We start from the raw sequence: 20,151 nt of genomic DNA on the forward strand, positions 1-20,151 counted from the left end.
GCGGGTTTATGGGAGATATTCATGAATCAGTGAGGATATCTGTGAACCCGCCCGTACAACAGTCAACAACCTGAAGCAGAATAATTTATTTTTTTGAGTTCCCTGAGCAAATTTTCAGGATACCAAGTCTCAATCTCATCCCTAACCCTTACACCAAAGTTTCAACAACCATCTATTAGATTGTTGGTCTAATGCTGGTAAGACACGACTACCAAAAACATCCTGCCACACTTCCACCCCATGCTGCTTAACCAAATTGGTTTGTAATTGTTGAAAACGCGCATAATCCCGGTCACTAATGGCAGTTAGTATAGAAATGATTGTACTTACTGGGATTTGTACTGCTTTGGTGTTGATAAATTTCATTAGCGATCGTCCTCAAAAATATAAATAATTGCTAGCCGTGTTGATTGTAACTAAGTATTTTCCTCTTGTTGGGCAATGGCTACACTGGCGAATGCAGTATCCATTTATGAGATTCATCTGTGATACTACTTTATATTGTTGATTTTTCTTTATCTCCCGTTCAAATAACTTGGCTATTTTTAGCGATCAAACAAACAGTCAGTACTGAAAACTCACAATTCAATATTAACCACAAGTGCAACAATTGATCCTGCCTATCCCAATAAAAATACTGAAAAATATTGCATTTATTTTATGAGTATTGCCAGAGTACCCCAAAAACACTATCCCAAAGCGGAAATAAAAAGACGCGGTATGGCATTAGGGCTAGATTTCCTCGTTGCTTGGTTAATCAGTTCTTTATTGAGAAGCAACAACCCAGGTATTCAATTTGTCCAAATTTTCGTGTTTGTTATAGCTTGGCTAGTTTTGCGAGTGCTAGTAGCCTATAACAATCAAGGACAAAGCCTTGGGCGTTGGGCGTTCGATCTGAAAGTACTAGAAGTGGAACAAGGCGAAATAATCGGCAGAATTCCCGAATTATTAGCACTAGTTAAACGAGAAACAATTATTGGCGTAGGTGCGCTATTTATCTCCATTGCTCTAGGCAACATTAGTACCAATCCCACTGCTATACTGCTAGTACTTCCTCTGGCTATTGACTGTGGTGCGGCCTTCTACGATCGGCAGCTGCATCAGGCATTGCATGATCGCTATGCAAGAACTACCATAGTTTCCTCACGTCGTGGTTATTCCCTCGATATAAAAATCAAGCGAATAGTTGAAAATATCCAACGGAATGTGAGAAGATAGTCATTTGTGTTAATTCTCTCCAGGCTTTACGGTTTGTAAGATTATGGCTAAGAGTAAAGGTGTCCGCATAATCGTGACCCTAGAATGTACCGAATGTCGCACTAACGCTAACAAGCGCTCTCCCGGTGTTTCCCGGTATACCACTACGAAAAATCGGCGTAACACCACCAACCGATTAGAACTGAAAAAGTTCTGCTCTCATTGCAATACACACACAGTCCACAAGGAAATCAAGTAAAAATGAGCTACTATCGTCGTCGTCTATCTCCGATTAAGCCGGGAGAACCAATCGATTATAAAGATGTTGATTTGTTGCGTAAGTTTGTCACCGAGCGTGGTAAAATCCTACCTCGGCGGATTACAGGACTAACATGTCAGCAACAGAGAGACTTGACATTAGCAATTAAACGTGCGCGAATTGTAGCTTTGTTACCGTTCATCAACGCAGAAGGTTAATTCGAGTGTCTCTCGAGAATTTTAGGTTATGGATCGTTTGCAGCAGCTGCTTTTATGATGAAAGTAGCTGCAAATTTTCAGATTCCACAATCTAAAATCTCTTGAAGTCAGTGTAAAATCATCTTTTGCATATAAAAAATCATGAGATTTTGGATTTGGTAGTCAATATTCAATCCAAAATCTAAAATTTACTAGTTAACTAAATTAAGCGCGAGAGTTGTGGAAAAGGGGACGCTGGTTGAATTTAGGGTTCAAGGCGATCGCCGTCTGGGAGTAGTAGATCGCCCAGACGGAAAGACCCGTTGGTTTGTGGTAGATGAACGCGGTCAATCCCACAGCCTCGCGCCGAGACAAATTACCTATACAGTTAGTGGACAAACATACAAGTCGGCTGATATACCGCAGTTTTTAGAACAAGTAAAGCCATATTTAGACCCATCTAGCTTAGAAGTAGCCTGGGAATTATTAGTTGAGGATGGGGAATCGGTAACCCCATCACAAATGGCTAATATCCTGTTTTCCGAATCAGAACCGCCTCATTGTTACGCCGCCCATTGCTTGTTATCCGATGACAAACTCTATTTCAAGCAAAAAGGAGACGGTTACGAAACCCGGACAACAGCCCAGGTAGCCGAACGAAAACACCAGCTAGAAGTAGAATCGCAAAAAGCCAGGGGACAGCAGGAATTTTTAGCCCGTGTCGAACAAGCCCTAGCAGGTGAAACAGTAGATTGGCAACGCCCAGATCGTCAGCGCTTAGAAGCGATTGAAAAATACGCCGCCCTCCTCGCCGATGTGGTGCGGATGAGCGTAAATTACGATTCCTTATCTCGGGCCTATCCTCCCCCAGGCCCGGTATTAGAAACAATGACCATGCTGGGACGACAAGCAACGCCCCAAGGAGCATTTCAACTATTGGTTGACTTGGGTTGGTGGAGTCCCAATGAAAACTTGTTTTTGCGTCGTTCAGCAATTCCGGTTCAATTTCCTAGCAAGGTATTAGAAGTGGCGCAACAGCGTTTGGATTCCCCACCCGCAGATCTAGATACAAACCGTATAGATCTGACTCATCTCAAGGTATATACAGTTGATGACGAAAGCACCACAGAAATTGACGATGGTCTCAGTTGGGAACTACTCCCCGATGGTAGAGAACGTCTGTGGGTACATATTGCCGATCCTACGCGGTTGTTAGCGCCAGAGGATGATTTAGACCTAGAAGCCAGAAAACGGGGTAGTACCGTTTATTTGCCTACAGGAATGGTACCCATGTTCCCGGAAGTTTTAGCAACCGGGCCGATGAGTTTGGTACAGGGGCGAGTTTGCTGTGCCCTTAGTTTTGGTGTGATTTTAGATTCCACCGGCAAAGTCGAAGATTACAGTATTCATCCCAGCACAATTAAGCCCACATACCGCCTCACCTACGAAGATGTAGATGAGATGCTAGAATTAGGCGTTCAAGCAGAACCAGAAATTGCAGCTATTTCCACCTGGGCACAGCGCCGGAGAACTTGGCGTTATAACCAAGGCGCAATCAGCATCAACATGCCGGAAGCCACGATCAAAGTCAAAGGCGACGAAATCAGCATTGATATATTAGATGATTCCTCATCCCGGCAATTAGTCGCAGAAATGATGATTTTAGCCGGTGAAGTAGCCGCCCGCTACGGTCAAGAGCATAAAATACCTTTACCATTTCGCGGTCAGCCACAGCCAGAATTACCCCCCGAAGAAGAATTACTCCAGCTACCCGCAGGGTTTGTTCGCGCCTGTGCGATGCGTCGCTGTATGCCTAAAAGCGAAATGAGTATTACCCCCGTGCGTCACGCCGGTTTGGGTTTAGATACATATACTCAGGCTACTTCTCCGATTCGCCGTTACAGCGATTTACTCACCCATTTTCAACTCAAAGCCCATTTGCGGGGCGAAGTTTTACCATTCTCCGCCGAACAACTCAAAGAAGTGATGATGACTGTAACTAGCATCACTCAAGAAGTGACAATGGTAGAACGGCAAACTAATAGATATTATGCTTTAGAATATTTACGCCGTTACCCAGAGCAAGTGTGGCAGGTAACAGTATTAATGTGGCTGCGGGAAGACAGCAATTTAGCGCTAATTCTATTAGAAGATTTAGGCTTGCAATTGCCCATGTCTTTTAGACGTTCGGTAAATTTAGGTGAACATTTATTAGTTAAAGTCAGCCTTGCCGACCCGCAAAAAGATATGATTCATTTTCAAGAAATAATTTATCAAGAAGCATTGAATTAGTCATTGGTCATTAGTCATTAGTCATTAGTCATTAGTCATTTGTAATTTTTAGAGTTAGAAACCTCAAATTGTGTTGGTTGGGTTGACGCAAGGAAACCCAACATTTTAAGCTTGTCACGTTAATACATTTGTAGCGAGCATTTTTCAAATTGGTATAACCAAATGTTACCAGAGAAAGCCAACAGGGAGATAATATAATATTGAGAACATTTATTTTTCCTGTCTCTGGTTTCAAAAATCTTTGAAGTAAAGGTAATACCTAATAGGGAAGTTATTTTTACATTTATTCATAATTTATATGCGCCCCAAATCTGGACTTCCTAAAAGAAAAGCGTTAAAAAGAAAAGCTATTTTTGAATATGCATTTAAAGACAACCCAAATATAAAAAACGATATTAATCCTACTTTAATTGAAGGATACAATAGTGAAAACTATATAAAAGCCATTTCATTATTTTCTGGATGTGGTGGGCTTGATATGGGTTTTTTAGGAGGATTTACTTTTTTAAACAAAAAATATGAAGCTCTCCCATATAAAATTGTACATGCTTACGATATTGATGAGAAAGCTACTCAAACTTATGCTTTAAATTTATCAAATGATGTAACTACAGTAGATCTTACCTGTATAGATATAAGCTCATTGCCTCCTGCAAATATTCTTCTAGGTGGGTTTCCCTGTCAAGATTTTTCTTCATGTGGACTCAAACAAGGGTTTAAAGGGGCTAGAGGTGAATTATATACTGTGATGAAAGATTATATGAATGTACATAAACCAGAAATTGTAGTAGGAGAGAATGTACCTTTTTTAGAAAAACTGGAAAACGGATATTTTTTAAGATATATCATCAAAGAATTTGAATCAGTAGGCTACATTTTTAAGGTGTGGAAGATTTATTGTCCAGATTTTGGATTACCTCAAAGTAGAACAAGATTATTTTTAATTGGTGTCCGCTCTGATATTAAATCATTCCCTAAACCTCCAACTCCAGAATTATTTTTTCAGTATGTTTCAATTGATCAAGCCATAGATGATCTTGTAGCAATCACTGATGAAAGTGTACCTAATCAAAGTCAGTATTTTGTAGCTACAAAAGCTACAAAAGGAGCAGGTCAAGGAGATCAAAAATCTAAAAAAGGAGAAATTGCTTATACAGTAAGAGCAAATACCAAAGCAAGAGTTCACTTTCATTATTCTCTAGACCGCAGATTAACAGTTAGAGAATGTGCAAGACTGCAATCATTTCCTGATGAATTCGTCTTTCCACATTCAGCAAGTCAAAATATTATTCAAATAGGAAATGCTGTCCCACCAATCATTGGAAATGTAATAGCCAAACAGATTTATGATTTTATTAAAAATGATCTTTATGCTATGAAAGCTCATGCAAGTTAATGAGAGCGATAGGAAATACTTAGATATACTATTAGAGCCTATTAAACTATGCTCAGGTTATACACCTAAGTTTGGTACAGCCAAGAAAGATGGAAGTAGCTTACTAGAATTTAAAAACTTATATGCTTCAGATCCCTTATATCACTGGATCGGATTTGATTCTGATTTAATGTACGCTGCGCATAAAGCTGCGGGAGGAATCACTTCTATTTATAGACAATTAGGTATCGGTTGTGAAAGACTCGTTCGTCAAATAATTTCAGATCAGTTAGATTTAAATCACCAACAGGTCATTTGGGGATACGAAATCAAAAAAAATGATGGTTCTACTGCTAAATTAACACTTGATGCCAAAATATCTATAGATGATATAAAAAATATTATTGATAGAAATAAGGTACAAGAATGGCTTAAATTAGCATCAATTAGACTGGGGCTTGATGAAAACCGTTCTAAAAATTTAGTTGGTACTGTATTTGAAATCAGACAAGGTTATAAAAGTGCAGATTCCAAAAGGCAAAATGCAGACCTGATGAATGCAATTCGAGCTTATAATGAAAATCTTCTTCCAGTTATGATGGTATTATCATGTCAGATTAATACTATAGTCCTAAAAAGATATCAGTCTGCTCAATTATTAGTTTTAGTAGGTATTTTAAATGACGATCCTACAATCAGTACTTATGCTTTTTGTGAAAAAATTTTAAATTACTCTCTTGAGGAATTTTTCAGAAATAACTCAAGTTTGATAAGAGAAGAAATGGATAAAATTCTCACATCACTGTTAAACCCTTAATTCTTAATCTAAGTAGGGTTTAGCAATAGAGGAGATACTGAGCATTAAAGTCTAAATGCGATCGCACTCACAACAAACGCCTAAAAATCCCTAGTCCCTAGCCCCTAACTGTGAGTAAGCTTCATATACACCTTTAACATTGTACCAATTGAGAAATATTCGGGCGATTTCTAGGGCTAATTGGGGTTTACCTAAATTAATTAACCATTGTAAAAATGGTGCCATTGTCCGCTCATTTAGTGAACCATTGAGCGAGAGAATACCCCAAAGTAAGCGGTGTAACCAAGTCATTTGAATCATCATTCGCACTTCCCAAGTAGGGTGCTTTTGATAAAACAAAACGCCCATACGTCCGCGTTGAATTTCTTTATCAATTAAGTTAGGAATTTGTTCTAAATTAAATGCTGGATGCCAATGGTAACCTACGGCTGCTGGACATTTAATGAGTTGTAAACCGAGATTTTTTAGCCTCACGCCTAGTTCTAAATCTTCCCAGCCATAAAGTTGAAAGCTAGTGTCAAACAGTCCAGCTTTCTCTAACCAATGTTTAGGAATCGCTACATTTCCTGTAGCAAAGAAAGCTGCGGAAAAATCTGTAACTTTATAAGGTTCAGCAGTGGGATTATCAAAATTACAAGTATTAATGACTGCACCGTAGGTAAAAAAGCGATCGCTTCCTAATTTCTTCTGCCCTTGCACCAGTGCATCAGCATGAGACTGTAAGAAATTTTCTAGTACGACTAGATCGCTATCAATAAAGATAATCGTGTCACCTAATGCTTGTTCTACACCCAAATTCCGCGCCGCAGCCGGGCCTTTGTGGTCTTGTTCAAAACATCGCACGTGAGGAAATTCTTCTTTATGGGCTGCTAACCATTCCAAAGTGCTATCCGTAGAACCATCATCTACCAAGACAATTTCGTAACCTGCGATCGCATTTGACAAAGAAAATTTCTGTACTTCCAAAGCGCGGAGACACTTTTCTAAAATTGGTTGGCGATTATAAGTTGGTATTACAACACTAAAAAACACAGTCTCACCCACAAGATTATTACCCATCTCCAGAATAGGACAACTGTAGCATTGGCGCTGTTCCTGGTTTTTTAATAGTCAATAGTCAATGGTCAATAGTCAATAGTCATTTGTCCTCCTTGTCTCCCTTTCCTCCCTTCCACCTGTTTCTTTGCTAATTGCTTTAGAAGCGATCGCTTGTCCCTAAGTCCGCGCTAAAATTCTCAAGCACAATAGCGGATTCCACATCAATGGAAATTAACTGGGAAACAGCCAAAACTTACGAAGATGTTTTGTATCAAAAAACCGATGGTATTGCCAAAATTACTATCAATCGTCCCCACAAACGTAATGCTTTCCGCCCCAAAACTATATTTGAACTGTATGATGCTTTTTGTGATGCCCGCGAGGATACTTCTATTGGCGTAATTTTATTTACTGGTGCAGGTCCCCATACTGATGGTAAATATGCTTTCTGTGCAGGTGGCGATCAGAGTGTTAGGGGGCATGGCGGTTATTTAGATGAAGATGGAACTCCCCGCTTAAATGTACTCGACTTACAACGGTTAATTCGTTCCTTACCAAAAGTTGTGATTGCTCTAGTAGCAGGATATGCGATCGGTGGTGGTCATGTCTTGCACCTGATTTGTGACCTGACTATTGCGGCTGATAATGCTATTTTTGGGCAGACTGGGCCGAAAGTCGGTAGTTTTGATGGTGGATTTGGTGCTAGCTACCTCGCCCGCATTGTCGGACAAAAAAAAGCTAGAGAAATTTGGTTTCTCTGTCGTCAATATAACGCCCAACAAGCTCTAGATATGGGTTTAGTTAATACCATTGTCCCAGTCGAACAACTAGAAGCCGAGGGTATTCAATGGGCGCAAGAAATTTTAGATAAAAGTCCGATTGCTATTCGCTGTCTCAAAGCGGCTTTGAATGCTGATTGTGACGGACAAGCTGGTTTGCAAGAACTCGCGGGTAATGCCACTTTACTTTATTACATGACTCAAGAAGGCGCTGAGGGAAAACAAGCATTTTTAGAAAAGCGATCGCCCAATTTTCGCGATTTCCCTTGGTTACCCTAAAATAGGGCAAAAATAGCCCCTATTAATAGGGGCTATTTTCTCAAAAGATTGACAGCACCAAAAATTTTAAAGGCAAATATTAATTGCAAACAGAATACAAACTCATACCAGTTTGGATGCAATAGTTATTGTTTCTCTGCGGGAGAAATCTTCACTAGCAGTATTTTTAACCTCAAACCTATCTAACAAAGATAGCCATAAATTAAGACAGCAGTCTAAGATAGCGGCTAAACTTTTTGGCAAATCCAAAATTGGTAGTAGTCAGGGAATAAAAGATGGCTAAATCAGTACTTTCTCTGTTTTTGTCGGTTCGGCTGTCAAAACAGGAGTTTCTGTGACGGAAACAAAAGTATTATTTTCTAATTCTGAACCTACGCTTGGAGATGCAACTATAACTGGTGTTGCATCTGGTAAACTCCAAGCACCTTCTAAAGTTTCCCAGGAAGGCGCAAAAGGTGGTAGTGCTAACGAGCAAGCTTTCCAAGTTCCTTGAACTGGGGCCCCTAACTGTTGGCACATTCCGCCACGGCGACCTTCTGGTTGATAATGGCGACAATATCTACAGGCAGATGTCAAAAATTTATTAGGTTTCATTTGAGGCTCATCTTTTAGTCCCATTTAGGGCTAATTTATGTCTCTATATTTTCCTTCTAGATATAAATACGTAGTAGAGCCAAAATGCATTAATTGGTCTACGTTGTAGCGATCCCCAGTCAAATTTTAGCTTTAGGATGTTTTTATATTTCTGTTATATATTTCAATATTAATTTTTTGGTGGACATGCTAAATTTTGACTAAAACCAATTGGGGATCAAGGCTAAAATAACAAATTTAGATTTGCCCAATTTATTAATTTATATCCTAAGGAATAGGATATTAGGTATACTCAAGCAGCTTGTTCTCATACTTTTGAGGTAATTTACTGGAAATTATCTAGAATTCAAAGACTATTCCCAATGGAAGGGAATTGGTAATTTCTGTGCGGTAATTTTGCCTTAATCGCCCCTGGCTTTTGGAGATTGCTGATAATTGATTTCAGCGCCTGCTTGACTAAAATTTTTGAGGATAGCCGTCAAAAATCAGTTCAGTATCATTGATACTGAATGCAAATTAGCAAGTTTGTTGCCAATAATGTTTTTGTCTGAGGGTCTTGAGAGTGTGATCTCAAAAATCTTCCAGACTGCCTAACTAGAGAATTTTGCAGATGGCATAAGTATATCTACAAAACGCACAATAGTAATTTAGCAATCATCGGAAAAATAATTTATAAATTGAAAATAAAAATCCAATGGGTGGTTCATGGGGATTGGGGATTGGTGATGTTATCGCGCGTTGAGACTGTTGCTAGCAATCGTTTTTGTTAGCAAAAACGTCGAGCAACAGTGTTTGTCAGTAAAGTTGTTGAGTAAAAATCTGTTCTAAAAACATGAATCATTATTATTTATCCCAATTTCGGATACAAATAAACACAGATATATAAAGAAAAATTAAGTAATCTCAAGATAAAAGATAATTTTCCCATTAGGCAAGGGATTGACGCGGTTAAGAAAAGGACAAAAAAATAACTGATGATCATTCACAACTGTTTAGCGGCACAAAAAGCACAAATCTGCCAACGCTGAAGTTCACCAGGGGGTGTGGGAGATTGACACTGGGGACAAAGCGGTAAACTTTGCGATCGCGTTTGGATTAACTTCGCCCAACGCCCAAAAGCTGTATTGGCATTATTTATATCAGTATTATTGGCATGAGGGGATGCGATCGCACTTTTAGAGGTAGTCGCATCAGCTACATAACTAGGATGTTCCGATGGCAAAACTTTTGTTGGTAAGTTGACTTTTTCTGGCGAAGATTTCCACCCAGCAGTCGAAAAGCGAATATCCACCAGACAGATGCTGAGTTTTCCATTTAACGTTAACAATAGAGTTTGACGTTTAAAAGTCAGATTTTGTGCCCAAGCTGCGCTAGAAGTCGCTACCCACAGAACATCTCGCTGGATTGATAATGGCCGAGTATGTTTATTAGCAACAACTCCCACAACTTCTGCCCAAATTTTCAGCACCAGTTGCAAAGGTTGTTCTTGCCATTGAGCCTGCTTTTGGAGAATATCTAGAATATCATTAACTGATTCAAAGGACATCTTGCAAGAAAAGAGTAAAAATTGAGCTGAGGTCTGGGATCTATACTAAAAAAATTCATTCAAGATGCTAAAAAAATTAGCCAGCGCCTTGCGGAGAGGGCTGTTGACTGATGACTGTTGACAACCCTGATTAGTAGTTATGCCATTTAGATGCGCATTAGCTTAGATGCTTGTAGGGTAGCCAATGTCCAGGGGCATTTTCCCGATATTGGCGGCTTATGTGTGACTGTAACAACTTGTTGATATTTGTTCTAATTATGATTAAGAGATTCACCGTGACTTTAACACGGCTGGTTCGACTATTTTTAGCTGTGGATGGGATACTATTAACCATCTTTGCAGCAGCAGAAAGTAAAAATTCATCTCTAGATATGTCCGGCTTTGTATCAGTTTTAGGGAGCAGGCAATGAGTCAAAATCCGCGAGTAAATTCTGACACTCAATTGTCTAAAACACCGACTTTAAAGCCAGTACTAGCAGCAGCACTGGCGAGTTTAGAAGTCCAGCTAGATCGGGAGTTAGCTAGATACCGACGTACACGCAACACTTCTAGGTTACCAAATTCTGCACGTGTAATTAGTTATGTCGGTAGTTCACCGCAAGCGATCGCGGCGGCTATTATGGAGCAGTCTCAAGCAGCACAAACCAAACCCAGTATTCCACCATCTGTAGCACCATCGGTGACAGCTGATACGCCAGCAATGGAAGCAGTTACAGAGCCAGCCGAGTTAGATGAAATGGATCATTTGCTGTTATCTTCTACTCCAGAAGTGACCCAAACACCGCCACCACCGCCGCCACCCCCAGTGAATCCTACTACCAGCATCATACCAACAGGACAGTCACAGCAAAATAGTAATGGCTTAAAAGCAGATGACACCCCGATTGAGCCGGAGGATTATTTAGAATCTAGCGAAGCACTGCTGCGAAGCGTCACAGATGAAGCACCGCAAAAGAAAAAGCCCAGCACGGCTAATGATGGTTTACTCTCACCGTTGGGTATAGGTTCGATGCTACTGCTTTTGGTAGCAAGTCTGACTCTGGGATATGTAATTTTCAATCCTAAAGGTTTGACTCATTTGAACCTGAGTAAATTATTTAGTTCTCAATCTTCTACCCCTACTACCCCTACGGAAAAAACTACAGTTCCTGTAGGCAATACCCCAGCCCAACCAGAACCAGTACTCACGCCCATACCCAAATATCCCAATCTGGCGACTAAAGAGTTTCCCGAAGTCAACGATCCTAATGATGTTGTCGGCTTACAACCGAAAGGACAAGAAACTCCCCGCCCAGTGCCCAATCCTGTGCCAATACAACCAGTTAATCCCCCCATTCAACCGCCTACACAAGTAGCTCCCCCACAAGCTGTAAATCCCCTCACAGTAGCGCCATCACCACAGGCGCAACCAGTAACGCCCAGCACGCCAACCAACAGCCAAACACTACCCAATCCCCAACTCAAACCCTCAGCAGATGGTTTTTATCATGTAGTGATTGATAATGAGAGCGATCGCACTTTTGCCTCAGTACGGCGAGTAGTTCCCGATGCTTATTTATCAACCGATAACAAATTTATTTTCCTGGGTGCTTTTAAAACTCAAAAAGAAGTTCAAAAACATCTACAACTACTAGAGAAAAACGGAATTCAAGCTAGAGTGCAGCAGCCATAAGATGTTGGGCATGGGGCATGGGGCATTGGGCAATTCAATTTTGGATTTTGGATTTGCGATTTTGGATTGGGTTTGAATCTAAAATCTAAAATTTAAAATCTAAAATTCCTTGTCCCCCTGCCCCCTGCCCCCTACGTGACTGGCAAAAGTGAATGGAGAGCCGACATGGAAGTGATGAAGCGTATCCTGCGGGTGGTACAAGCGAATCTGAATAGTTTCCTCAACAGTACAGAAGATCCAGAAAAGGTTTTGGAACAGACTGTGATGGAGATGCAGGAAAATTTGATGCAACTGCGGCGGGGAGTTGCAAGTGCGATCGCTATTCAAAAACGAACGGAACGACAGGCGGCTGCTGCTGAGTCTACAGCCGAAGAATGGTATCGTCGCGCTCAATTGGCGCTGCAACAAGGAAACGAAGCTCTAGCCAAAGAAGCTCTAACTAAACGGCGAGTTTATCAGGAAACTGCCAAAGCGCTCTTGAGTCAAAGAATAGAGCAAGCTGAAGTGGTGGATAAACTGAAAAAGGATATGCGGACGCTAGAGTTAAAAATAGCGGAAGCAAAAACGAAAAAAGATTTGTACATTGCCCGCGCTCGTTCGGCAGAAGCCTCCTTTAAGCTCCAAGAGATGCTGAGTAGTGTTTCTGCCACTAGCAGCTTAAATGCCTTTGAGCGCATGGAAGAAAAGGTTTTGCAGCTAGAAGCACAATCAGAAGTTATAGCTCAATTGGGTGGTGATGACTTACAAAAAAAATTTGCAGCCTTGGAAGCTACGGATGATATTGACACCGAGTTAGCAGCAATGAAACTACAGGTTGTAAATGATGCTGCGGAAGTACGTCCAAAACAACAGCTACCCGAAAGTCAACAGCCAACATGATGGTCAATTGGGTAAGCGGGAGTATATCTTAACAAATAAGGGGTGTTGGGAGGTACTGTTCCTGGCTGGAAAGATTACATTGGAATAAGTAGCTATTAAACAGTAAAAGCTTAACTGCCAACAAATTGCGTAAACAACACAAGGAAAAAACAAACTTATGGGATTATTTGATCGTATTAAGCGAGTAGTCAGTGCTAACCTCAACGACCTGGTAAATAAAGCTGAAGATCCTGAGAAAATGCTAGAGCAATCTATCCTGGAGATGCAGGAAGATTTAGTTCAGCTACGTCAGGGTGTGGCTCAAGCGATCGCTGCCCAAAAACGCACTGATAAGCAGTACAATGATGCCCAAAGTGAAATCACCAAATGGCAGCGCAACGCCCAACTAGCCCTGCAAAAAGGTGATGAGAACCTAGCAAGACAAGCCCTAGAACGGAAAAAGACTTACACTGAAACTGGCACCGCCCTCAAGGCTAGCTTAGATCAGCAAAACGTTCAAGTCGAAACCCTCAAGCGCAACCTGATTCAGCTAGAAAGCAAGATTTCTGAAGCTAAAACCAAGAAAGAAATGCTCAAAGCGCGGATTACCACTGCTAAAGCCCAAGAGCAACTGCAAAATATGGTAAGTGGGATGAATACCAGCAGTGCATTAGCAGCCTTTGAGCGTATGGAAGAGAAGGTTTTACTCCAAGAAGCACGCGCGCAGTCAGCCGCCGAGTTAGCTGGTGCTGACTTAGAAACCCAGTTTGCGCGTTTGGAAGCTGGTAGCGATGTTGATGATGAATTAGCCGCTTTAAAAGCCCAAATGACTTTAGGCCCTGCTAGTTCAGCCAATCAACCCCAACTACCACCACAACAAGAAACTACTAAACCTAAAGCTAATAATGACGTAGTAGATTCTGAGTTGGAATCCTTACGCAAACAATTGGATCAAATGTAATTTTGTTTTATAACTTCTTCCAACTAGTCCCACACCTTTAGGTTGTGGGATTTTGCTTTTTTAGTCAAAAGTCAATAGTCCATAGTCAAAAGTCAATAGTCCATAGTCCAAATGTTGACTGTTGACTGTTGACGGTTGACTGTTGACCAATGACCACTCAGATTGAGATACAGTATTTTGTGTGCCCACTTTGATCGATGCCACCCGATGGAGACTGTAATGAGTACAGGTGTAATCACCATAACTGATGCTAATTTTGAAACCGAAGTTTTAAAAGCTGATTTACCAGTATTGCTTTACTTTTGGGCTTCCTGGTGCGGGCCTTGTCAACTAATGTCACCAGTAATTAACCAGACTGCTAACAAGTATGGCGATCGCCTAAAAGTAGTTAAAATGGAAATTGACCCCAACCCGGTTACTGTTAAACAATTCCAAGTGGAAGGCGTACCTGCTATCAGGTTAGTTAAAGGTGAAAAACTATTGGCATCCACTGAGGGAGTCATGAATAAAGATAAATTAATCAGCCTCTTAGATGAATATTTCAATAAAAATTAGTCACAAGTTTAAAGCCCAGCTTGCTGACTTAATCTGAGGTTGTCAATTTTGGATGAAAAAATCAAAATCCAAAATTTAATTAGGCTTTCTTAGCTTTTCTACTCCCGAATAAAGTCGGGAGTAGATGTAAAATCGAAAATATTTTATCTCCTTTGCCGAGAAGACCCCATACGCAGCGAAGCGGAGTGTGGGGATGAAAGGCAGTAGTTGTTGAGACACCCCTTCTCTGTTCTTGCTCCGCAAGAACAGAGAAGGGGTAGTTGAGTATTTAACAATTTTAGGGATTGTATTGCTCCCTAAAATATTATAAAATACCTTCAGGTTGATAAGGCAGAAACAATGATTGTTTTTGAGTTCAAAGCTAAAGGCACTTTACGGCAATACCAACAGATAGATGAGGCGTTACGGATTACTAAATTCATCCGTAATAAGTGCTTGCGTTTTTGGATGGACAATTCAAAGGTTAAGCCTTACGACTTGAATAAATATACTGCTGTTATAGCCAATGAGTTTGACTTTGCTGATAAATTAAATTCTTCAGCAAGACAAGCAGCAGCAGAAAGAACAGCTTTCGCAATTAAAAGATTTTTTGATAACTGCAAAGCTCAAGTTCCAGGTAAAAAAGGATATCCAAGATTCCAGAAAAACAATCGCTCAGTTGAATATAAATTGAGTGGATGGAAACTTTCAGATGACCGCAAGCACATTAAATTCACAGATAAATGTAATATTGGTCAGCTAAAGTTAATTGGGACTTGGGATTTACATTTTTACCAGATTAAACAAATTAAGCGAGTCAGAATAGTTAAACGTTCAGATGGCTACTATGTTCAATTTTGTGTGGATGCTGAACGGAATATAAATACTCAGCCAACAGGTAAAACTATAGGTTTAGACGTTGGACTGAACCATTTCTATACTGACTCGCAGGGGAATACAGTAGAGAACCCTAGATATTTACGCTCATACGAGAAGTCATTAAAGCGTCTTCAAAAACAGGTTAGCCGTAAAAAGAAAGGTTCTAATAATCGCAAGAAAGCTATTAACCGTCTTGGTAGAAAACACTTGAAAGTTTCGCGTCAGCGTAAAGATAACGCAGTTAAGCAAGCGTTATGCGTGGTAAGGTCTAACGACCTTGTGGCATACGAAAAACTGCAAGTGAAAAACATGGTTAAGAATAGCAAACTTGCAAAATCAATTAGTGATGTTTCATGGTCGTTGTTCACCCAATGGCTAGAATACTTTGGGAAAATATACGGTCGAGTCGTTGTACCTGTTGACCCAAAATTCACAAGTCAAAACTGTTCATCATGTGGTGAAGTTGTGAAAAAATCCCTATCTGTTCGCACTCATATCTGCAAGTGTGGATGTGTTCTAGACCGGGACTTGAACGCCAGTATTAACATCTTGAACAAGGCGCTGAAACAAACTAATTACGATTTAAGTACGGTGGGGCGCACCGAAACTTTAAACGCTTGTGGAGAGACTACCCTCTACCCAGATTTGGTAACAAGTCTAGGCAAGGTTGCTCAGTGAAACAAGAATCCCCGTATGTAGCGAAGCGAAATGCGGGGAGCGTCAACCCAGCCCATACCTAAAGGTACGGGCTTAATCTATCATTGAAAATCCCGAAGCTAAAATTTTTTGGCTATTGGTTATAACTATTGAGTATTAACAACTATGGAATTTGCCAAGCGTTTACAACCCCTGCAATCTAATGTCTTTGCAGATATGGATAAAGCTAAGGCTGCGGCTTTGGCTGCTGGACGAGAGATAATTGATTTATCCTTAGGTTCTTCAGATTTACCAGCAGAAGCTCATGTGATTGAAGCGATCGCGCAATCGCTGTACGATCCGAGTACCCACGGCTATTTGCTGTTTCACGGGACTCGCAGTTTTCGGCAAGCGGCTGCTAATTGGTATGAAAATAAATTTGGTATTAAAGTTGACCCCGAAACTGAAGTATTGCCGTTAATTGGTTCCCAAGAAGGTACGGCACATTTACCTTTGGCAGTCTTAAATCCGGGAGATTTCGCCTTATTACTCGACCCTGGCTATCCTTCGCATATGGGCGGAGTTTACTTAGCTAGCGGTCAAATTTATGCCATGCCATTACTGGAAGAAAATAATTTTTTACCAGTATTTAACGATATTCCGGCTCCGGTTGTGGCACAGTCGCGGATGATGGTGTTGAGTTATCCTCATAATCCTACAGCTGCGATCGCGACTTTAGAATTTTTCCAAGAAGCTGTGGCTTTTTGTCAGCAGCATAATATCGTGTTAGTTCACGATTTCCCCTATGTAGATTTGGTATTTCCAGAGAATGAGGATAAAAATCAGGCTGATACCCAAACTTTAGTACCCTCAATTTTACAAGCTGACCCAGACAAAAGTATCTCAATTGAATTTTTCACCCTGTCCAAGTCTTATAATATGGGCGGTTTCCGGATTGGTTATGCTATTGGTAATGCGGAATTAATCAGAGCTTTACGTCAAGTCAAAGCAGCTGTGGACTTTAATCAGTATCGGGGAATTTTGAACGGTGCGATCGCGGCTTTAACAGGTTCCCAAATCGGCGTGGAAAAAGGAGTTGCTATTTTCCGTCAGCGTCGCGATACATTCATTAATGCATTACACCGTATTGGCTGGTATGTTCCCACTCCCAAAGCCACAATGTATATTTGGGCAAAGTTACCTGCAAATTGTAGTTTAAATTCTCAAGAGTTTTGTATTCAACTAGTTAAGCAAACTGGTGTAGCAGCTTCCCCTGGTTCTGGTTTTGGTAAATCGGGTGAAGGTTATGTTCGTTTTGCGTTAGTACATGAACCAGCTATTTTAGAAACTGCTGTTGAGAGAATAGCTGAGTTTCTCAATTCTCTGAGTTAGATAAATGCGTAGTAAGGACTTCATTCCTTAATTTTTAAGCACTCAAGTGCTTACTACAAACTCTCAAAATAAATGCGGTAAATCATGCGGCGGATAATTAGAAAAGCGCTGACTTTGCTCTCAGTTTACTACGCTTATATGCTTGAGTACCGAGCAGAAATGATTTTATGGGTATTATCTGGTTCTTTACCGATTATATTCATGGGTATTTGGATACAAGCAGCTCAGAGTGGACGCTTAAATTTAACACCTGTAGATTTTGCTCGGTACTTTTTAACAGTTTTTATTATTCGACAATTTACTGCTGTTTGGGTAATTTGGGACTTTCAACGAGAAGTAGTGGAAGGTAGACTTTCACCTAGATTAATCCAACCTTTAGATCCTGTATGGCATCACTTGGCTGGACATGTTGCCGATAGATTTGCTAGGCTTCAGTTTACATTAATATTGATTGTATTATTTTTTATTTTATATCCTCAAGCTTTTTGGATACCAAATTTGGGTAGGTTATTGTTATTTATATTAGCAGTAATCATGGCATTTATTTTAAGATTTCTGATTCAATATACTTTTGCGATGTTCGCTTTTTGGACAGAAAGAGCTATTGCTTTAGATAATCTTTGGTTATTATTTTATTTATTTCTCTCTGGAGTTATTGCACCCCTAGAAGTATTTCCCGAAAGTGTCAAAGCCGTACTGATTTGGACACCTTTTCCTTATTTAGTTGATTTACCAGCCAATATTTTAATTGGGCTACCTATAGATATAGGGCGGGGATTTTTAGCTTTGATTGGTTGGATATTAATATTTTTAGGTGTAAATCGCTGGCTTTGGCGTCTGGGTTTAAAGCATTATTCTGGTATGGGAGCTTAGAGAATTCAAAATTCAAAATTCAAGTTTCAGTTTTGAGAAATATTGGTGTTGACTGTTGACTGTTGACTGTTGACTGTTGACTGTTGACTGTTGACTGTTGACAACCTAATCCTTTCAACCTGTGGTAAGGGTGGGGAAACCCCACCCCTACGATTTTTGATATGCATTCGCTATAAATTATTGGGTATGGTTTTAAATTTTTCGGCTGAACCTAAAGAATAATCATCTAATTTAAAATCAGCGAAAGGTTTCTTCTCTAAGCGATTTCTCAAAGCTTCATCGACAATTACACCTGATGATTTATTTTTGACGCCAATAATAATAATACTTCTTTGATAGGCAGTTAAATCTTGACTGGCTTGACAATCACTGCGTTGAAATTGTCCTAAATTTAATAAACGATAACCCTTAACGCTGGGTGTATTACTAAATAATTTTTTGGCTAAAAGTTGGATTTGCTGAGAACGTTCTAAAGCGCGGCGTTGTTCAATTACTGTATCACCTTCGCAAGAAGCTGTACCTACAGAGATAATTTCGCTGGGATTTTCCATTATCTTCTGAATACCTTCTTGTTCTAAGTTTAACTTTAAGGCTTCCAGACTGATAACTTTATCGTTATATTTAATTTGGAAGTTACTGCCTAAAAGCCATTTATATTCTATAGATAAAACAGCAATATTAAACTCAGCGCTTCTACCTTGACTATCTTGCCCTTCTACATAAGGAAAATAATCTACTTTACCTTTTCTTTCTGGCGCTTGTCCATAATTAGGTAAGGAATTAAATTTGAGATTTCCTAAGAATAAAGCTATTAAACCTAGTAAACCTAATGATGCAAGTAAAGCGGCAATTAATGCAATTAAGGGGAGTTTTTCTGGGAGTTTTTCGGGAGATTTAACAGTTTTAATCGCTGGTGCAGGTAACTGTGCAGTTTGGTGAGTATCTGGTGCAGTTCCTGTTGTAGTTGTAGTTATACTGGCATTTAATATTTTTTCAATTTCGGCTAATTTATCTAAAATCTCTTGAACATTGGCGGGACGGTTTTCGATTTCCGGAGCCATCAGCCAATCAATTAAATTTAACAATAAACTGGAAATATTATTTGTCCGATTTCGCCAATGCAAAACATTATGCTGAATATCGTACATTTCTAAAGGATGGTAACCTGTGAGTAAAAATACAAAGGTGCGTCCTAAAGCAAAAAAATCTGATTGGGGTACGGCTGCGCCATGCATTTGTTCTGGGGCGCTATAGCCAGATGATAAAATTGCAGTTTCCCCATTTATAGATTGGGCGAATTCTTTAGCTGTGCCAAAATCAATTAACACCAAATCTCCCCCATCTTTTTTACCTTGGGTATCTGGTGAACTGCGCAGCATAACATTACTAGGTTTAATATCCCGATGCAGGTATTGCTGACTATGTAAGACTGCTAAAATCTCTAGTAATTGTCTCAGCCAATATATAGCTTGTGTTTGGGAAATGGGGAGATTTTCTTGTTGTTTCAGCCATTGTTCTAAATTAAGTCCGTCGATTTTCTCCATTGCTAGACAATGCAATAATAAACCGTTGCGGGTTTGATATTGAAAGTAGCCATCGACTTGGGGTATACCGGGATGATTTAACTGTTTGAGTACGGTGACTTCTTGCTGAAATAGTTCGACTAACTCAGGTTCATTCGATAAATTTTCTCTGAGAACTTTGATGATTTTTGGTGTATCTTGTTCGTATGCTTCGTATATTCTACTAAAACCAGTTTTTTCACTTAATAAGTGTGTGACACGGTAGCGTCCTAAAAGTTGTAATTGGGAACCACAACTTTGACAAAAACGATGTTCCTCCTGGCTAGATTGATTGGGTTGAGGACAAACTGGATTAATACAAAGGCTCATGATTAGTTAATAGGTAATATTTAAGAATTAAGGATATAGAAGCAAGAATGGCTAGAAATTTTTTGCTGCAAAATTAATTAC

Annotated in this window: 20 protein-coding genes; 14 read left to right on the forward strand and 6 right to left on the reverse strand. The window is 39.9% G+C overall.

The window, feature by feature from the left end:
- Positions 1-141: 141 nt before the first annotated feature.
- A complete protein-coding gene (locus AACW45_RS24170; protein ID WP_190629088.1) occupies positions 142-366 on the reverse strand; it encodes a hypothetical protein in 225 nt (74 codons plus the stop codon).
- A gap of 294 nt (positions 367-660) precedes the next feature.
- On the opposite strand from AACW45_RS24170, the gene AACW45_RS24175 reads away from it, so the two are divergent.
- The 6 genes from AACW45_RS24175 (at position 661) to AACW45_RS24200 (ending at position 6,137) form a co-directional block, all read left to right on the forward strand.
- On the forward strand, positions 661-1,218 hold the full coding sequence (locus tag AACW45_RS24175; RefSeq protein WP_190629090.1) for an RDD family protein: 558 nt from the start codon (positions 661-663) through the stop codon (positions 1,216-1,218).
- 43 nt (positions 1,219-1,261) lie between these two features.
- Complete coding sequence (gene rpmG, locus AACW45_RS24180) at positions 1,262-1,456, forward strand: 50S ribosomal protein L33 (RefSeq protein WP_086683484.1); 195 nt, start codon at positions 1,262-1,264, stop codon at positions 1,454-1,456.
- A gap of 2 nt (positions 1,457-1,458) precedes the next feature.
- Positions 1,459-1,674 carry a 30S ribosomal protein S18 gene (gene rpsR / locus AACW45_RS24185; protein WP_017653421.1) on the forward strand — a complete coding sequence of 72 codons (216 nt, stop codon included), beginning with the start codon at positions 1,459-1,461 and terminating at the stop codon, positions 1,672-1,674.
- A 219-nt stretch (positions 1,675-1,893) separates the two neighbouring features.
- Entirely contained in the window at positions 1,894-3,945 is a 2,052-nt protein-coding gene (locus AACW45_RS24190; protein ID WP_190629092.1) for a ribonuclease catalytic domain-containing protein, read from the forward strand.
- A 298-nt stretch (positions 3,946-4,243) separates the two neighbouring features.
- Entirely contained in the window at positions 4,244-5,341 is a 1,098-nt protein-coding gene (locus AACW45_RS24195) for a DNA cytosine methyltransferase (protein ID WP_190629095.1), read from the forward strand.
- On the forward strand, positions 5,331-6,137 hold the full coding sequence (locus tag AACW45_RS24200; RefSeq protein WP_190629097.1) for a hypothetical protein: 807 nt from the start codon (positions 5,331-5,333) through the stop codon (positions 6,135-6,137). The genes AACW45_RS24195 and AACW45_RS24200 overlap by 11 nt, the downstream gene beginning before the upstream one ends.
- A 90-nt stretch (positions 6,138-6,227) precedes the next feature.
- On the opposite strand, the gene AACW45_RS24205 is transcribed toward AACW45_RS24200, so the two are convergent.
- Complete coding sequence (locus AACW45_RS24205; RefSeq protein ID WP_190629098.1) at positions 6,228-7,196, reverse strand: glycosyltransferase family 2 protein; 969 nt, start codon at positions 7,194-7,196, stop codon at positions 6,228-6,230.
- A gap of 203 nt (positions 7,197-7,399) precedes the next feature.
- Between AACW45_RS24205 and menB the strand changes: the two genes are divergently transcribed.
- Entirely contained in the window at positions 7,400-8,233 is an 834-nt protein-coding gene (gene menB / locus AACW45_RS24210; RefSeq protein ID WP_096642301.1) for a 1,4-dihydroxy-2-naphthoyl-CoA synthase, read from the forward strand.
- A gap of 279 nt (positions 8,234-8,512) precedes the next feature.
- On the opposite strand, the gene AACW45_RS24215 is transcribed toward menB, so the two are convergent.
- Complete coding sequence (locus AACW45_RS24215; RefSeq protein ID WP_190629100.1) at positions 8,513-8,827, reverse strand: hypothetical protein; 315 nt, start codon at positions 8,825-8,827, stop codon at positions 8,513-8,515.
- A gap of 982 nt (positions 8,828-9,809) precedes the next feature.
- The gene (locus AACW45_RS24220; RefSeq protein ID WP_190629102.1) at positions 9,810-10,373 is read right to left on the reverse strand and encodes a DUF721 domain-containing protein; all 564 of its coding nucleotides are present in this window, start codon (positions 10,371-10,373) and stop codon (positions 9,810-9,812) included.
- Between the two features lie 406 nt (positions 10,374-10,779).
- Here AACW45_RS24220 and AACW45_RS24225 point away from each other — a divergent pair, with 406 nt between their 5' ends.
- The 7 genes from AACW45_RS24225 to AACW45_RS24255 all read left to right on the forward strand — a co-directional run bounded on the left by AACW45_RS24225 (position 10,780) and on the right by AACW45_RS24255 (position 18,178).
- The gene (locus tag AACW45_RS24225; protein WP_190629103.1) at positions 10,780-12,045 is read left to right on the forward strand and encodes a hypothetical protein; all 1,266 of its coding nucleotides are present in this window, start codon (positions 10,780-10,782) and stop codon (positions 12,043-12,045) included.
- Positions 12,046-12,210: 165 nt separating this feature from the next.
- The gene (locus tag AACW45_RS24230) at positions 12,211-12,924 is read left to right on the forward strand and encodes a PspA/IM30 family protein (protein ID WP_190629105.1); all 714 of its coding nucleotides are present in this window, start codon (positions 12,211-12,213) and stop codon (positions 12,922-12,924) included.
- 157 nt (positions 12,925-13,081) lie between these two features.
- Entirely contained in the window at positions 13,082-13,864 is a 783-nt protein-coding gene (locus AACW45_RS24235) for a PspA/IM30 family protein (protein ID WP_096642305.1), read from the forward strand.
- A 219-nt stretch (positions 13,865-14,083) separates the two neighbouring features.
- A complete protein-coding gene (locus tag AACW45_RS24240; protein WP_190629106.1) occupies positions 14,084-14,419 on the forward strand; it encodes a thioredoxin family protein in 336 nt (111 codons plus the stop codon).
- 339 nt (positions 14,420-14,758) lie between these two features.
- A complete protein-coding gene (locus AACW45_RS24245; RefSeq protein WP_190629108.1) occupies positions 14,759-15,955 on the forward strand; it encodes an RNA-guided endonuclease InsQ/TnpB family protein in 1,197 nt (398 codons plus the stop codon).
- A 144-nt stretch (positions 15,956-16,099) separates the two neighbouring features.
- On the forward strand, positions 16,100-17,305 hold the full coding sequence (locus AACW45_RS24250) for an LL-diaminopimelate aminotransferase (RefSeq protein ID WP_190629111.1): 1,206 nt from the start codon (positions 16,100-16,102) through the stop codon (positions 17,303-17,305).
- Positions 17,306-17,389: 84 nt separating this feature from the next.
- The gene (locus tag AACW45_RS24255; protein WP_190629113.1) at positions 17,390-18,178 is read left to right on the forward strand and encodes an ABC transporter permease; all 789 of its coding nucleotides are present in this window, start codon (positions 17,390-17,392) and stop codon (positions 18,176-18,178) included.
- A 26-nt stretch (positions 18,179-18,204) separates the two neighbouring features.
- Here the strand turns inward: AACW45_RS24255 and AACW45_RS24260 are convergent, their stop codons facing one another.
- Both AACW45_RS24260 and AACW45_RS24265 read right to left on the reverse strand, forming a co-directional pair.
- The gene (locus AACW45_RS24260; RefSeq protein WP_190629140.1) at positions 18,205-18,345 is read right to left on the reverse strand and encodes a hypothetical protein; all 141 of its coding nucleotides are present in this window, start codon (positions 18,343-18,345) and stop codon (positions 18,205-18,207) included.
- A 3-nt stretch (positions 18,346-18,348) separates the two neighbouring features.
- Entirely contained in the window at positions 18,349-20,070 is a 1,722-nt protein-coding gene (locus AACW45_RS24265; RefSeq protein WP_190629142.1) for a serine/threonine protein kinase, read from the reverse strand.
- Positions 20,071-20,151: the final 81 nt, after the last annotated feature.

Source organism: Calothrix sp. FACHB-168 (assembly GCF_963889195.1).
Lineage (GTDB): Bacteria > Cyanobacteriota > Cyanobacteriia > Cyanobacteriales > Nostocaceae > Aulosira > Aulosira anomala_A.

Bases quoted from the DNA above. Each gene is read 5' to 3' on its own strand.
- AACW45_RS24170 (WP_190629088.1), bottom strand. From the start codon at position 366: ATGAAATTTATCAACACCAAAGCAGTACAAATCCCAGTAAGTACAATC.
- AACW45_RS24175 (WP_190629090.1), top strand. From the start codon at position 661: ATGAGTATTGCCAGAGTACCCCAAAAACACTATCCCAAAGCGGAAATA.
- rpmG (WP_086683484.1), top strand. From the start codon at position 1,262: ATGGCTAAGAGTAAAGGTGTCCGCATAATCGTGACCCTAGAATGTACC.
- rpsR (WP_017653421.1), top strand. From the start codon at position 1,459: ATGAGCTACTATCGTCGTCGTCTATCTCCGATTAAGCCGGGAGAACCA.
- AACW45_RS24195 (WP_190629095.1), top strand. From the start codon at position 4,244: ATGCGCCCCAAATCTGGACTTCCTAAAAGAAAAGCGTTAAAAAGAAAA.
- AACW45_RS24200 (WP_190629097.1), top strand. From the start codon at position 5,331: ATGCAAGTTAATGAGAGCGATAGGAAATACTTAGATATACTATTAGAG.
- AACW45_RS24205 (WP_190629098.1), bottom strand. From the start codon at position 7,196: ATGGGTAATAATCTTGTGGGTGAGACTGTGTTTTTTAGTGTTGTAATA.
- menB (WP_096642301.1), top strand. From the start codon at position 7,400: ATGGAAATTAACTGGGAAACAGCCAAAACTTACGAAGATGTTTTGTAT.
- AACW45_RS24215 (WP_190629100.1), bottom strand. From the start codon at position 8,827: ATGAAACCTAATAAATTTTTGACATCTGCCTGTAGATATTGTCGCCAT.
- AACW45_RS24220 (WP_190629102.1), bottom strand. From the start codon at position 10,373: ATGTCCTTTGAATCAGTTAATGATATTCTAGATATTCTCCAAAAGCAG.
- AACW45_RS24225 (WP_190629103.1), top strand. From the start codon at position 10,780: ATGAGTCAAAATCCGCGAGTAAATTCTGACACTCAATTGTCTAAAACA.
- AACW45_RS24230 (WP_190629105.1), top strand. From the start codon at position 12,211: ATGGAAGTGATGAAGCGTATCCTGCGGGTGGTACAAGCGAATCTGAAT.
- AACW45_RS24235 (WP_096642305.1), top strand. From the start codon at position 13,082: ATGGGATTATTTGATCGTATTAAGCGAGTAGTCAGTGCTAACCTCAAC.
- AACW45_RS24240 (WP_190629106.1), top strand. From the start codon at position 14,084: ATGAGTACAGGTGTAATCACCATAACTGATGCTAATTTTGAAACCGAA.
- AACW45_RS24245 (WP_190629108.1), top strand. From the start codon at position 14,759: ATGATTGTTTTTGAGTTCAAAGCTAAAGGCACTTTACGGCAATACCAA.
- AACW45_RS24250 (WP_190629111.1), top strand. From the start codon at position 16,100: ATGGAATTTGCCAAGCGTTTACAACCCCTGCAATCTAATGTCTTTGCA.
- AACW45_RS24255 (WP_190629113.1), top strand. From the start codon at position 17,390: ATGCGGCGGATAATTAGAAAAGCGCTGACTTTGCTCTCAGTTTACTAC.
- AACW45_RS24260 (WP_190629140.1), bottom strand. From the start codon at position 18,345: ATGCATATCAAAAATCGTAGGGGTGGGGTTTCCCCACCCTTACCACAG.
- AACW45_RS24265 (WP_190629142.1), bottom strand. From the start codon at position 20,070: ATGAGCCTTTGTATTAATCCAGTTTGTCCTCAACCCAATCAATCTAGC.